12 protein-coding genes are annotated in these 14,881 nt (G+C 54.0%); 2 read left to right on the forward strand and 10 right to left on the reverse strand.

Going from position 1 to position 14,881, the window contains the following annotated elements; translation table 11 throughout:
- Positions 1–197: 197 nt before the first annotated feature.
- The 4 genes from htpX to JE47_RS0101130 form a co-directional block, all read right to left on the reverse strand.
- Complete coding sequence (gene htpX / locus JE47_RS0101110; protein WP_031457995.1) at positions 198–1,085, reverse strand: zinc metalloprotease HtpX; 888 nt, start codon at positions 1,083–1,085, stop codon at positions 198–200.
- Positions 1,086–1,527: 442 nt separating this feature from the next.
- Entirely contained in the window at positions 1,528–2,487 is a 960-nt protein-coding gene (locus JE47_RS0101120; protein ID WP_035418790.1) for a ring-cleaving dioxygenase, read from the reverse strand.
- A 25-nt stretch (positions 2,488–2,512) separates the two neighbouring features.
- Positions 2,513–3,172: a response regulator transcription factor gene (locus JE47_RS0101125; protein ID WP_031457998.1), complete on the reverse strand. Its 660-nt coding sequence runs from the start codon at positions 3,170–3,172 to the stop codon at positions 2,513–2,515.
- An 84-nt stretch (positions 3,173–3,256) separates the two neighbouring features.
- Positions 3,257–5,569 (reverse strand): RNA-binding domain-containing protein, encoded by a 2,313-nt coding sequence (locus JE47_RS0101130; RefSeq protein ID WP_031457999.1) that lies wholly within the window; start codon positions 5,567–5,569, stop codon positions 3,257–3,259.
- A 1,040-nt stretch (positions 5,570–6,609) separates the two neighbouring features.
- Between JE47_RS0101130 and JE47_RS0101135 the strand changes: the two genes are divergently transcribed.
- Complete coding sequence (locus tag JE47_RS0101135) at positions 6,610–7,563, forward strand: tyrosine-type recombinase/integrase (RefSeq protein ID WP_031458000.1); 954 nt, start codon at positions 6,610–6,612, stop codon at positions 7,561–7,563.
- Between the two features lie 65 nt (positions 7,564–7,628).
- On the opposite strand, the gene JE47_RS0101140 is transcribed toward JE47_RS0101135, so the two are convergent.
- The 6 genes from JE47_RS0101140 to lepB all read right to left on the reverse strand — a co-directional run bounded on the left by JE47_RS0101140 (position 7,629) and on the right by lepB (position 13,619).
- Positions 7,629–8,453 carry an alpha/beta fold hydrolase gene (locus JE47_RS0101140; protein WP_031458001.1) on the reverse strand — a complete coding sequence of 275 codons (825 nt, stop codon included), beginning with the start codon at positions 8,451–8,453 and terminating at the stop codon, positions 7,629–7,631.
- Between the two features lie 3 nt (positions 8,454–8,456).
- Positions 8,457–9,941 carry a S10 family peptidase gene (locus JE47_RS0101145; RefSeq protein ID WP_031458002.1) on the reverse strand — a complete coding sequence of 495 codons (1,485 nt, stop codon included), beginning with the start codon at positions 9,939–9,941 and terminating at the stop codon, positions 8,457–8,459.
- Positions 9,938–11,257 (reverse strand): GTPase ObgE, encoded by a 1,320-nt coding sequence (obgE, locus tag JE47_RS0101150; protein ID WP_031458003.1) that lies wholly within the window; start codon positions 11,255–11,257, stop codon positions 9,938–9,940. Before obgE ends, JE47_RS0101145 begins: the two co-directional genes overlap by 4 nt.
- Before the next feature lie 244 nt (positions 11,258–11,501).
- Positions 11,502–11,690, reverse strand: coding sequence for a twin-arginine translocase TatA/TatE family subunit (gene tatA / locus JE47_RS0101155; protein ID WP_028457550.1), 189 nt, complete (start codon positions 11,688–11,690; stop codon positions 11,502–11,504).
- A gap of 54 nt (positions 11,691–11,744) precedes the next feature.
- Complete coding sequence (locus JE47_RS0101160; RefSeq protein ID WP_031458004.1) at positions 11,745–12,893, reverse strand: glycosyltransferase family 4 protein; 1,149 nt, start codon at positions 12,891–12,893, stop codon at positions 11,745–11,747.
- A gap of 15 nt (positions 12,894–12,908) precedes the next feature.
- Positions 12,909–13,619, reverse strand: coding sequence for a signal peptidase I (gene lepB, locus JE47_RS0101165; protein ID WP_031458005.1), 711 nt, complete (start codon positions 13,617–13,619; stop codon positions 12,909–12,911).
- A 155-nt stretch (positions 13,620–13,774) separates the two neighbouring features.
- Between lepB and JE47_RS0101170 the strand changes: the two genes are divergently transcribed.
- Positions 13,775–14,776: a radical SAM protein gene (locus JE47_RS0101170; RefSeq protein WP_031458006.1), complete on the forward strand. Its 1,002-nt coding sequence runs from the start codon at positions 13,775–13,777 to the stop codon at positions 14,774–14,776.
- Positions 14,777–14,881: the final 105 nt, after the last annotated feature.

Here is a 14,881-nt window from a genome sequence, read left to right on the forward strand (position 1 = left end):
TGTCTCTTCATCGATTTCAACACCAAGTGGTATAGGATCGAGGACGAAGGTTATCTCGTCACTCGGCGTAAGTAGGTCGGTACATCTGCGATGCTCATCACAGGAAGCCAAAAACGGGCATCACTCGCCATTGAGTAATGCCCGTCGAAGGGGGAGGGGGGAGCTATCTATGTGAACGCGCTACATACTCCTGGCTACTAAACCGCTATGGCAGTATTGTTGCCCCGGTTCGCCATCGCACGCAGACGCGAGATACGCTTATGGGTCTCAGGGTGAGTGCGGAAGAGACTGGCCAGGCCACCAAGGACCGGATTGACAATATACATGTGTGCAGTTGCTGGACGCACATCTTCCATAGGCATACGACCTGCTGCCCACTCTAGTTTCTCAAGAGCGCTTGCCAACGGTAGCGGGTTGCCGAGAATTTGCGCACCGCCTGCATCGGCCATGTACTCACGCGAGCGCGAGATAGCCATCTGAATAATCAGAGCCATGATTGGCGCCAGCATTGCTGTTAGTATGCCACCGACCAGACCAGCAATGCCACCATCCTCTTCTTCGTCACTACCACCAAGACCGGCAAAGATCATCCCCCACATGACCATATCGGCCAGCATACCAATAGCACCGGCGATGGTAGCTGCAATTGAAGAAATAAGGGTGTCACGATGCTTAATGTGGGCCAGTTCGTGAGCGATTACACCAGCAAGTTCCTCACGAGTCAGCAATCGCGCAATTCCAGTTGTCACTGCAACTGCACCATGAGCGGGATCGCGACCGGTAGCAAAGGCGTTTGGTGCATCGGTGTCGATAATGTAGACACGCGGTTTGGGAATACCTGCACGCCGTGACAGTTCTTCAACCATGGCGTGAAGTTCTGGCGCCTCATCAGGAGAGACTTCCTGGGCGCCACTCATTTTGAGTGCCAGCGTGTCAGAGAACCACCAGGCACCCATATTCATCGCTACGGCCAGCACAAGAGCAATAATCATACCGAGCTGGCCGCCAATAGCACCACCGATGACGATGAACAGACCGGTGAGCAGACCAAGCAAACCAACAGTCTTCAAGCTATTGACCAACATTGTCACAGCGTTTCCTCCACATCTATCAATACTATCCGAGACAGGATGCTTTCACATGCACTACCAGTATAACCAGCGCTAAAGCGCAAACCAAGGGATGGCATTCCTGACTGAATGGGGAGAAGTTCCCACTAGAAAGAAGGAGGGGACCTGAATTGCCGTCTCTGCTGACCGCAGGATGTGGGTATGGGAATCCCCACGCCATAAGTGATGAGGTGCTGGTTTGCCAACCGATGGGTGCAAGCCACCCACCGCACAACGCGGTTCGGCGGCCCGCGTACCTGGGTGACTACAGGTTGGGAGTTATCGGCACCAGGTACGAGATGTTCGCCGGTGTTACGTCGCTGTTATACTGTCTGCTAAGCAAAGGTTTGCTGAAGCAGAGCACGCTGAAAGTCGTGCTATGATCCGCGATTCTGCCTGACAGAATGATGAGGTGTAGTCAATCCGTATCTAGCGGCTTCAATCCTGCCTCGATCTGTGCTCGTCGTGGTTCGAGAAAAGGTGGCAGTGCTAATCGTTCGCCAAGCGCATCGGCCGGTTCATCGACAGCAAAACCCGGTTCATCGGTAGCCAATTCAAAGAGGATGCCGTTGGGTTCGTGAACATAGATGCTGCGAAAATAATAGCGATCCACGATCCCGCTATTGGGAATCCGCAACTCACCGAGCCAGCGCGCCCACTCCTGATGTTCGGCAAAGGTAGAGACCCGAAAGGCAACATGATGAACACCGCCAGCGCCCGCTTGAGCTGGCGGTAAACTGGGTTGAGCAACAACATGAACTTCGGCTGCCGGGCCACCTTCCCCCATCGTGTAAACGTGTACGGGCTGTCCAGAGAAGTCGGGGTGCACATATGTGCGATGGTGCTGCATGCCAAATACCACACGGAGCATGGCATCAGTCAACTCGAGGCGAGGCACACTCAATAACACCGGTCCCAGGCCACGAATCTGATATTCAATAGGCACCGGACTGTGTTGCCACGGCACAAACTCACCAGTCTCGCCATCATCAATGAGCATTAGCCGTTGCCCTTCGGGATCCTCCAGGTCGAGAGTCAGACGGTTATCACGTTGCACAACTTCACCGACCCATCCCACTGTTGTGCGCAGACGCTCAGCCCACCACATCAGAGCTTTAGCTCCGTTGACTCGCAGTCCAGTACGGACAATACTGCGAGTACCACGTTGTTCAGGCGGCAATGGCCAATCGAAGAAGGTCAGATCACTACCGGGAGTACCTGCGCCATCGGCGTAGAACAGGTGATAAGCGCTGGTATCATCTTGGTTGACGGTTCGTTTAACCAGCCGCATCCCAAGAACGCGACTGTAGAAAGCGTAATTTTGGCGAATAGTGGCTGAGATAGCAGTAACGTGATGAAGGCCGGTGAGTTGTCGCAAGATTTTCGCTTTCACGTCGGGCATGCTAGCGAAGTTCTGGTGGTGGCACCAGACCACGCTGCACCGCGACGATGGCCGCCTGGGTGCGGTTGCTTACGCCTAGTTTCTGAAAAATTTCGCTCAGACGATTACCAACCGTCTTTTCGGCCAGACTCAACTTGAGTGCAATTGCCCGGTTATCATCACCCTGCGCAACCAGCGCCAGAATATCACGTTCACGTGGCGTCAATACTTCATTCAAGGCTGGCATTGTATCATTGCGACGGAGAAGTTCAAGGACACGTGCCGCAGCACTTCCGGCCAATGCTGCTTCACCACGATGTACCACATGAATGGCTTCAATCAGTTCGGTTGCATCAGCATCTTTCAACAAGTAAGCATTAGCGCCGGCGCGCAGTGCTTCGAGCACTGTTTGCTCATCGCGGTGCATCGTCAGGACGACACAGCGTGTCTGTGGACTAACCTGCGCAATCTGGCGAGCAGCCTCGATACCGGTCATCACCGGCATTGAAACATCAAGCAAGGCGATGTCAGGAGAGGTGGTTTTAGCTGCCTCAACGGCTGCCGCGCCATCGCGTACTTCGGCGACAACCTGAAACCCGCCTTTACGCTCAAGAATCTCGCGCAGGCCTTGCCGGAACATGGTATGGTCATCGGCGAGTAAGATAGTTATCGGCTTACTCATCGTGCCTCCGAAATCTAGTCGAGCATAGGCGCTAAACCTTTCGCCTATGCTACCGATACGGGCGAACACATCCGCTTGTGCTCACTACTCACCGTACAACTGGAGCAGCTCGCGCCATTCGCCGGTCAACTCATCGCGTCGGGCTGCATAGTAGATGTGGGTAGTTCCCTGCTCATCAACGTACACCAGATCGACCTGTGAACGCATCGGACGCAGATAGCCAATGTTCCCCCACCATCGCACCTTATCTTCATCGAGTGGAATATCCTGGTGGTACATTCGTGCTGCATATTCACGTACCGTACCAGGCTCGATGTCTTGTAAACGCCACGGTGCGCCACTCACATCGCCTGTGCGCAGATTACGGAAGGTGTAGAGCCAGTCACCATCTTCTGCGCGGACGGCATTCACAACTTCAATTCCGGTGCGCGGGCGTGGTACACGGATGAGCGCCAGCCATGCCTCTGACAGCTTCTCACGTGGGACGCCATTGTATTCCTGTACCACGCCCGTGTCTTTATCTTTCATCACCAGATCGAACCGTGGCAGACCATCATTGTCAACGGTAATGCGGACAATGCCGCCGCGACCGCGCCAGCGAATGCGCCGTTCACCCCAGGATTCGATGTCAGGTGGGGGTACTGGCTCGAGCGGCTCCTCTTGATCGAAATCGGCGGTATCAGTCTCAATGCGGGCCCCTGCTTCCTGTAAGAGACTCATCCAGGACTCACCGAGACCCCAATCACTGACACCGTAGAAAATATGGTCAATCACACCGTTCTGATCGCGGTGTACGAGATCATATTTCACCCGTGATCCCTGCCGATAGGCCCGCCAGAGACCGAGCCGCCCGCGCCAGCGTACCTGGCTTTGGAGATCAATCCGACCTTCCCGTAGGTCTTCGTGGCGTCCAATCGCGTAGGCCCACAACCCCTGTGCCCGATCACGAGTGACACCGACAGTTGTACGGAGATCGCGTACTTCGTACACCCATGATCCACCACGTCGCTGACTACTGACAATCTCGACGCCAGAACGGGGCAATTCAAGCGTTTCACCATTGTCGAGCGCTGAAGGTTCTCCGACCGCTATGGCCTGACGGCAGAGCTGAATGATCTCGCTCCGATTGGCGACCACGGTCTCATTGTCGCGACGGATGTAGATGGCGCCGTTACTCCCAACGTAGGGTGGCGGGTCCTGCATCTTAACTTCTACCCGAATGACATCACGACCTTCGTAGTGCATCAGCTCAAATGACAGATAGGGTTGAGGTGTAAGGTGCTCGGCAATACTCTGGCGGAGTGCTTCGGTCACCTGATCAGGGCGTTCAACACCAATCACCTGGCCGCCCGGTTCGCAGCCGATGATCAGAACACCGCCGCCAATATTGGCCAACGCAGCAATGTCGGGCCAGAGTGACACAGCCGCCGCCGCATCATGAACGGCGTGCAGTATCTGACGTTCACTGTTGCCACTGAAACGGGCGACATCGATTGACCACTGTTTCTGATCACGTTTCGGTACACGTACCCGATCAAAATCCTGGCTAGAAAAGAGCGCCTTCAGCGCCTCGAAGCTTCGTTCGGGCAGGAGCGCCTCGAAATACCGATCACCGATCCCGTGACGATGGAGCGCTTGGGCGTCTGATTCGGGTAGGCGACGGAGGCGATGGGCATCACTACCCTGAATGCAAAACATCCGGCGCTCGTAATGCTCGGTTTTCCCATTGTAGAAACCGGGCGAGGTAAACTTTTCGTGATCGGTATAGAAATTAATAAACTCCAGCGCATGCAGATACGGGCTTTGCGTGACAGCCACCCGCGCCTGACCGCTCGTTCCTAAACGGAGCGTTTCGGTAATGACACCGTTTGGTCCATTGGCATGAGCAGCGATCACGATACCTCCGGCACGATGAATAATCTCGTAGGCTTCGGTTACATGGCGAGTATTAGCTACACTGCACACACCATTCTTCAGAACTTCGGCTGGAATACCGAGTTGTAACAGAGTTGCTTCAATCAGACTCAGCGGCCGATTTGGTGGAAAGATGCCAAGAATATGGGCACCAAAATGTGACGTGAACTCAAAACCTGGCAAAACGGTAATCTTGTCGAGTAGACGCCGATATTCTGCCAGTCGCGTTGCTTCCTCTCCTGTCAGGCGACCGGCCTTTTCCAGTACGGTCAGAAACTCAAGTTCACGTTGAAACTGCTCATATCCTGCGACTGTATTATGGTCGGTGAACGCGATAATCTCAAGACCACGGCGCTCGGCTTCTTGCAGAATGTCAAGGTAAGAAACGTTCGGTTCAGCGTAATCCTCTGAAGCTGGTGTGTGCAGGTGCAAATCAACCCGAATCCAACGCATTTCGCTGCGTTCTTCTCCTGTTGTGTTCATATTGCAAAAACCTTAGACTTTCAGAACTTTTTAACATGCTTTTAGATTGTCTCTCGTTTTTGAATGGTCTATTCTGATAGTGAAATGGAATGATGCGAAAGACCTCCTCTGTAGCAACTACCGTCAGCTTGACCTCAAGGGTTGCTGTGTCTATTTAACCCTGTATTGATAGTATACCAGATTCGGGCAAGCTCCATGATGATGCCAATGAGGAAGGCGGGGATTTTCAGAGGTCTCAGTTTTTGGTCGTATTCACCGATGAACGTCTTTCACACCCGCCGAGCAGCCTCGCTCTGCGCAATCCACCACAAGCACGAGCCGCTAACCCGCATGATGCAGTGCGTAACAACAAATTGGTTGGCGTCCCCCGCCCCCCGCAAGCACGGGCAAGGAGGAACTTTCCCTACAATACACTGACGAGCATTATCGCCGCGCTCGTGGGAGGTCGAACCGTAGACCTCTGTTCGAGCAGGATGGTACCTCTTCAGCGTTCATTCCTCTTTTTGCGCTCCAATCTCCAGGGCCGGGTGAGAACGTTAAAAAGCCCTCATTGCCGGGAAGAAGGTATTGCAGGATTGGTTCTGTTGTGTCATAATGCGGACGGGTATTCCCAACAATTTAATGATGTCAAATATGTCGGCCCTGCCTTACTTCGATGGCTTGTTCAATTTCTTGCCGACATGCAAAATATTCATTTTTAGAACTAGCATGATGTCGAAGCATTTGCTATAATGCAATTAGATGCGCATGGTGGTAAATCTGTTCAGGATTGCGCTGGGAATACTATGCCTTCCACACGCGCCGAGCGTCTTTCTGGGAAGGGGATGGGTAAAGGCAATTCGTACCCGGGTATCCTCGCGTTATCAGCAACGAGTGCTTTACCGAGTATGGAATGGTCAGCTCTTCACTCCCAGTGTGGGGCTGTGCAATCGGCATAACAGAGAGGAACCGCTTACAGCACTGATCGACGTGCTGTGAGCTGCTTGCTGTGGATGATGAGAAGAAGAGGTTGTCATCACAGCAGGAAAGAGGAGTGTCCTATGCCAGATGAAAACGGATTTGGTCGCCAGTGTGTGCGGACCATCAACAGCGAGTTAGAACAATTTCTGCGCGATCTCAAGCACGAGGATGGCCTGAGTGACAATACCATTACCTCGTACCGTTGTGATTTACGAACCGCCGGTGCTGTCTTACGCCAGGAATTGTCTGCCATTACCACCGCCGACATCCAGCAGTTTCTCGCTAATCGCCAGGAGCAACCGGGAACAACGAATCGGCGCATTGCCAGTCTAGGCCGTTTTTTCCGCTGGGCCCAGACGCGCGGTTACGTGACACACAATCCGGTCGATCAGATTAGTTGCCGACTTCCAACCGAACATCGACCGCAACCGATTACCAATGAGACCGACTTGCGGGCACTGGATCAGGCAATTGCTGCCGCACCACAACCGTACCGTCTGATCTTTACCTTATTGCGCGAAATCGGTATTCGTGCCGATGAGGTCCTGAATCTGAATCTCGGTGATGTGATCCTTGAACCTGGACGTGAGATGTTGTTGGTCCGGGATAGTAAGAGTGGGAAGAAACGGATGATTGTCTTGACCCCTGATGCGATGCCACGCTCGCTACGTGGATTGCGGTATTGGGTGCGCGACATGGAGCATTTACCCCCTGAGACGCCTCTGTTTCGCTCATCACGAGGAACGCGGACATCTTACGACACGCTCCACCGTCGTTGGGTAGCAGTCTGCAAGGCGGCCCGCCTGGTGGATGTGGTTGATGGACGCGAGCAACCGCGCTATACGCTGCATCACCTTCGCCATACAGCGGCAGCCGCTCTCATTACGTTCTATCCCGAACAGGTAGTACGTCGTATTCTCGGTCATCGTGATCCACGTTCGACCCGTCGCTATAGTGAATTTGTGCGCAAACAGCATCATACCGCCGAACAGCCGTCAAGCCTCCAGGCGCCATCACGGCGTGAGGCGATGTAGCGCCCTGTCTGCGCCGGTCATTGTTCGGATTGATGGTGGTGGCTCATTGCCACCACTTTTTTTATCTATCCCAGAAACTGGCGGATGGCCTGGTACGTCGGCCTATACCCTGGCCCGCGCAGCATGTTGTGCGTTGTACCAGGAATGACCTGAATCTGGACCTGTTCTGACGGTGCGACAGCACGCAGTTCGGCTTCGAGTGCCGGTGGAATAATGGTATACGCCGGATCGGCCAGCAAGAAAAGGACTGGTACATGGACCTGCGCCAGACGCGGGATGAGCGTCCAATCCTCTGGCATAAGGAACAGACCGGCGACCTGTTCATAACGACACTCGGCCAACGCCTGTGCCTTCCAGTAATGATCGCAGGGGTGCCAGTCAGGATTCAGCTCGCGCAACCGTGGCAGCGTCTCTGCTGGCGGTTGACCGACACCAACTGCAAATTGGGGTAGCCACCCAGGTGCGACAGCCGCTTCTTGCCTGAGCAACGGATCAAGTAAGATGGCGCACCGTATCTGCGTGCGTACCGGATGCGTCCCAGTTAGCAGAGCCAGCGTTGTGGCGCCGCCCCAGGAATGACCAACCAGGGCCAGATCGGTCAGACCAATCACCTGGATCAGGTCACCAACGATCCCAGCAATGGTGTCTATGTCATGAGCTGGGCTGAGATCGCTCTGGCCGTGACCAGGTAAGTCAACGGCAATGACTCGCCAGCCATCGGCTGCCAGATCGGCACCTAATCGCCAGAGAGTGGCGGCACTGCTGGTAATGCCATGACAGAGCAAGACAGCAGGTCCATCGCTCGACCATTCGAGAAAACTGACGTTTCCGTGGGCCAACGCTATTGTGTTGCGTTGGGCTGTAATCTGGCAATCCTCATGCGTGTGCACTGTTCACCTTTCGGAAGCGGTAACAAAATCGGCCAACACGGTTTTGAGTTCGGCTAATGATGGTTCGTGAATGTACATCATATGACCGGCGGGGTAAAAGCTCTCGCTAATCTGGCTGCGCAGAGCCGGATCGAGGGCGAGATGATTGAGTGTGTAGCGAGTGGCAAAGTAGGGTGTAGCCAGATCGTAGTAACCACTCGCGACGTGAACCCGAAGGGCTGGATTCCGGTGCATAGCCCGTCGGAGTGTCTCAGCAACATCAACGTAACGATTCTGATGATCGGTGAAGCTCCAAGGCCAGACCCGTTCGGTGAGGATTTCATAGGGAAGATCGCTGCTAAACCCTAATTGACGACGCACGTAGTCGTTCAGGGCGGCCGTGTAGGGGCCAATAATAGCACTGAGACTCGGATCAAACTCAACCGTCTCACCAACTGCATCACGATCACTACCGGTAAAGCGACTATCGAGGCGGCCAACCGTTCGTTGTTGGTCACGCAGCAATTCTTTGACGAACCGGTCATCACGGATGCGCAATCGCGACCACCGAATATAATCGCGACTGAGACCAGTGTAGCGGGCGAGTTGGGTAACAATGTGCTCGCTGGTAGCCGAGTCGAGTTGATCGCCTTGCAACAACGCCAGTGCGTATTCACCGAGAGCAAAGGCTTCAGCAGCGCGTAACGTGGTTGTCAGGTCGCGTTGTAGCTCCGGTTCGAGTCGTTGGTGATAGAATGCGGTAGCCGTGTATGATGGCAGGAAGAGTAGGTACGGTAAGTCGTTACCATGATCGAAGGAGAGGGTTTGGAAGTGGAGCACAGCCGAGATGAGGATGAGACCATTGAGATAGAGGCCATGGCGCTCTTGCAGATACCCGGCCAGACCGGCCGCCCGCGTGGTACCGTAGCTTTCTCCGGCCAGGTATTTTGGCGATAGCCAGCGTCCATAGCGGCTCACGTAAAGCCGGATAAAGTCACCCACCGACTCAATATCTTTACGAAAATCGTGAAACTGCTTGGCCGATTCACCGGTCACTGGGCGACTATAGCCGGTACTCACCGGATCAATAAAGACTACATCACTGACATCGAGCAACGAATACTGATTGGGGATCAGTTGTCCTGGTGGCGGAAGCGGCCAGCCATCTTTTTGCATCCGCACACGGTGCGGCCCAAGCAAACCGAGATGAAGCCATACCGATGATGAGCCAGGACCGCCGTTGAAGGCAAATGTGATCGGACGCCGACTCAGATCGGTAACATCATCACGAGTATATGCAACAAAGAAGATACCGGCTCGTGCCTGTTCGCCAGTTCGTACACCGTCTTTTTCAACCTCTTCCTTCAAGATCATGATCCCAGTTGTTGCCGTATAGTTCACGGCAACACTGTTGATCGTCACGGTATGATGGGTTTGCACGATCTGATCGGTCGGCGGTGCGGATGGTGTTGGAGGCGTAGAAGCCGGTGCGTTATCAGTTGTCGTCATAGCGCATGTCGTCCACTATCATCCCAGACCAACTCTGCTCGTCCAATCCGCACGACATCACCATCCTGAACGCCTGCTGCGATCAGGGCTTCGTTGATACCACTGGCTTCAAGGACACGTTGAATCCGGTCAATTGCTTCATCCTGATCCAGATTACTCATCGCGATAAGGCGTTCGATCTTGATGCCACGCACCCGAAAGCCATCGTCTTCACGCTCAATTGTAAAGGCATTCTCATCAACTGGCGGCAACGGCCACTGCAACGGTGGTTCATCAGGATCGACCGGATCGCGTTGTGGGGGGGGATCGGCGCGGAGTAGTTCGGCTACCCGTTGCAGCAGTGGCTCGATACCACTGCCGGTCGCCGCCGAAATGACGAAGAGGTCTTCCGGGGCGACCGGTAAACGCGCCCGGAGAATTGGCAAATTCTCTTGTGCGGCGGGCAAGTCGGCTTTGTTAAGCGCCACCACTTGCTTACGTTGAGCGAGTTCGGGCTGATAGAGGCGCAGCTCGGTGTTGATCTGCTCGTAGTCTTCCCACGGCTTACGGCCATCGACACCTGCGGCGTCGATGATGTGGATCAGCAGGCGCGTCCGCTCAACGTGACGTAAAAAGTCGTGACCGAGGCCAACACCCGCATGAGCACCTTCGATCAGACCGGGAATATCGGCGACAACGAAGCGTTGGAGACCAACTTCAACGATACCGAGATTAGGCGTGAGTGTCGTGAAGGGATAGGCGGCAATTTTGGGACGGGCAGCACTGATCACTGAGAGCAGGGTTGATTTTCCGGCATTCGGAAAACCGATCAACCCCACATCAGCCAGCATTTTCAGTTCAAGCTCAAGTGTCAGCTCCTGACCGGGTTCACCCAATTCGGCAAGGCGCGGTGTCTGTCGGGTTGATGTCGCAAAGTGAATATTCCCCAGTCCACCACGTCCGCCGCGAGCAGCGAGCAACCGCTGACCAGGGCGGGCCAGATCAACACTGTAGGTCACGCCGTCGATAGTTGTCCGTACTACGGTACCTGGCGGAACCGGCACATACACATCAGCACCGTTTCGCCCGTGCATCGCATTCTTACCGCCGTGACCACCATTTTCGGCAACGAATTTGCGCTGATAGCGGAAATGGAGCAGCGTATTGTATTCAGGATCGGCAATTAAGTAAACGTGCCCGCCCCGACCGCCATCGCCACCGTTAGGGCCACCACGCGGGACATACTTTTCGCGCCGAAATGTGGCGGCGCCGTTTCCACCGTTACCGGCACGGACAATAATGGTTGCCTGATCGAAAAAATCAGTTTCGGATTTCATAGGGCATTATTGCAGGGTCAACAGGGGCAGGTCGCTGACCTGCCCCACAACCAGATCATGCGAGTCTACGCTCCAGGAACAACGTGCCGCAGCATACGCTCAGCACCATTCCCGTCGCGTTACGAATATTTCTCCGATCTGGGTCAATACACACCGACACAGCAATTTCTGCTGAGGTGGCAATGAGAAGACTTATCCAGAGAGGAATACTCTGGTAATAACAGAAACACCCATCTGCTGCCGTTTAAGCCTTCGTTTCACCCTCGGTCTTGGTATCGTTCCGTGGCTCGTCATCACCTCTGACTGCCTTGCGGAACTCGCGAATGCTGCTGCCGAGTGCACCACCCAAACCGGCCAACTTTCCAGCACCAAAAATCGCAATCACGATAATAAGGATGATTAAAAGCTCACCCCAACCCAGACCACCGATCATAGCCGTGCTCCTTCCCTGTGCGATCTCGCTGTGGGTATTACATATCTCAATTCATTATATCCCATCAGAGGGGGTTGTCAACGCAGCGTGATACGCTGCTAACGTCGCAGCCGCCGTTTTAGCCCAGGAAAAGTGTTTGGAACGCGCCAGGCCGCGTGTACGTAACTCGTTCCGCAAATCAGGATCGGTCAGGAGCTGATAGATTGCCTCAGCCAGAGCCTGCGTATCGGTTGGGTTAACCATTAGACCGGCATCACCGACAACTTCAGGTAAACTTGAGGTATTAGAGGTAATGACCGGTGTACCACACGCCATAGCCTCAAGAGGAGGCATACCAAACCCTTCGTAGATAGAAGGAAAGACAAAGACCGTTGCCGCTGCGTACCAGAGTGGCAATTCTTCTTCAGGAATATAGCCGACGAATTTCACCCGATCACGCAACTGTAACTGGTCAAGGCGGGCAAAGATCGGCTCGTACATCCAACCCTTACCACCCCCGATCAGTAGGGGGATCGACGGTATACGGCGTTGCAGCAGAGCAAACGCTTCGAGCAAGGTTGTCAGATTTTTGCGTGGTTCGAGCGTACCGACATAGAGAATGAACTGATCGGGTAGTTGATGACGGATACGGAATTGAGCCAGCACTGCCGCTTCTGGTGGGCGAAAGTGGCTACGTGCAGCGTTGGGCGTCACAATCACACGGTTTGGATTAACACCGAGCAACCCAACGACCTCACGTTTGGTATGTTCAGATACCGCAAGAATCCGGCTGGCCCGGCAGGCGCTGAGTCGAGTTGCCAGATCGAGGTAGATACGGTTGTAGGCGCGAAAGGTCTGTGGGAAACGAATGAAGGCTAGATCGTGGATGGTAATGACCGTCGGTACCGGACTCAACAATGGAGCCACGTTGAGACACCCATGATAGAGATCGGCATTGCCGCGCAATATCAACGGTGCAATTCCCTGTTCCCATGGGATACGAATGCGTGGATTGATAGTCGGCAATCGCGAAGGTTTCACGACAAAGTTTGCCGGTAGGCCAAGGGCTCCCTGATCGAGACCCCGTGTTGTATACACCGTGTAGCGGTTGACATGATCGATCTGCGCCAAATGAAGGAGCACTTGTTCGATGTAGTGTGAGACACCAGCCCGACGAAACGAATGGGTATGAGCAAGCAAATGAGCGTTAATTGCAATGTGCATAAGGAGAATAACTTTTCAGCGTGTGGCTACAGTGTCGATATCGTAGCGATGGTGCGGAACTAATCCCCAGTCACTAAACGGAAAATAGATGAGCCAGGCTTGCCCAACGACCCGATCAAGCGGTAGCGCATCCCATTCACGTGAGTCAGAACTATTTCCCCGATTATCGCCCATTACAAAAATACTTCCAGGCGGAACAGTGATCGGTCCCTGGGCACAGCGATACCCGCTAAGGCAGTACGTTGAAGCGCCGCGCAGGTACGGTTCATCGAGACGCTTTCCGTCGATGTACACGCTTCCCTCTCGAATCTCGATCACCTCACCCGGTAAACCGATGACCCGTTTGATATAATCTTTTCGTACATCGCGGGGATACTCAAAGACAACAATATCGCCCCGCTGCGGTTGACGAAAGGGGTATACGATCCGTGGCGGTAAATCAGCTTGACCGGGAAGCAGGCGCAGAGGTGCATTCAGGTCGAAATGAAAGTAGATGAGCTTGTTCACTAAAATATACTGACCGGTGTGCAGCGTTGGCTCCATACTTGAGCCTTCAATTTTGAAGTTTTGCACGACACCGCGCACAATCAAAAAAACGAGCAAAATAAAAACGGCAGTTTCCAGAAGTTCACGTACTACGTAACGAACAGGAGTATGGGGCTGACGTACCGAGGCTGCTTCCAGGTCGGTCATAAGCGGTTCTGATGGTGGAGGATAGTCGTTCATAATATCATATTGCGTGCTCTATGCTACACTAATACGTAACAGATAGTGCACGGAGGGAATCTTTCCCTCCGCTGCCTCTGGCATTATACTCGAAGATATGGCAAATTGCCAGTAGGAAGACGTGACGGCCGAGCAGTAAGAGAGGCAAAGAGGATATGTCATCGCTGGCTACATTAGCGCAGCCGCTTGCCGACAATACATATCAGTGTCTGGCTTGCCAGTGGCGTTGTACATTGGCGCCGGGTGAGATTGGCCGCTGTCAGATGCGGATAGGTCGGGCCGAAGGGATCGAGCTGCTGAATCATGGACTGATTAGCGGCGCCGCTATTGGTCCGATAGAAGATTACCGGCTCTGGCATTTTTTTCCTGATACGACTGTACTGGCAATTGGGGGTTGGGGGTATGCGCTCCCACTCGACCAACAGCGAGGGCCTTACGGTGCACTACCAACCGATCCGTCGAAGCAGCGGCGGCTTGATCCGCAGCGCGCTGCTGATTTCGCGCTTGAGCGACTTTGTCGAGGAATAGTGTGGGCATTTGCTGAGCCAGCGGTGAACTTTGAATACCTGTTGGCCTTGCTCCAACTGAGCCGTGCTGCCAGCCGTTATACGGCCATCGTCACGAGTGGCATGCTCAGTCTGGAAGCGTTGAGTGAACTTGGTCCATATCTAAACGGCATCAGTCTCGATCTGCGAGGCTTCTCAGATCACGCATATCACCGATTAGGTGGTATCAGCGAGTGGCGCCAGATTTTACGTTTCGCGGAAGAGGCGTACCACCGCTGGAAGTGTCACATTGAAATTACCACTCGTATTCACCATGGTGTCAACGATCATCCCGATGAGCTGCGCGATCTGGTTGATTGGATAAAGACGACGCTCGGTGAAGCGACGCCGTGGCACGTGTTACCAGGTGATGCCGGCAGTGAAACAGCCGCAGCAACGATGCGAGCACGTCGGATTGGGCACGAGGGTGGGTTGCAGTTTATCTACGGTCAGGAAGCGAATCAGGCTACGCGCTGCCCGATGTGCCATGCGACCCTCATTGATCGCCAGCACGGGGTGAGTCGCAAAGTAGGGCTTGATGGTTATCATTGTCGTCATTGTGGCTACGCCACAAATATGTATCTGTCGATTTTCAAAATTCACCGCACCTGAAATCTGATGGCTAGCCTGGGTGCGAGAAGCAACGATTATGCGCAATCGTTTCATCGGCGACGGTTTGCAGGTGCTTGAACAAGAACAGCCTACAGAAGTGAGCAG

The organism is Chloroflexus sp. MS-G (assembly GCF_000735195.1).
Taxonomy (GTDB): domain Bacteria; phylum Chloroflexota; class Chloroflexia; order Chloroflexales; family Chloroflexaceae; genus Chloroflexus.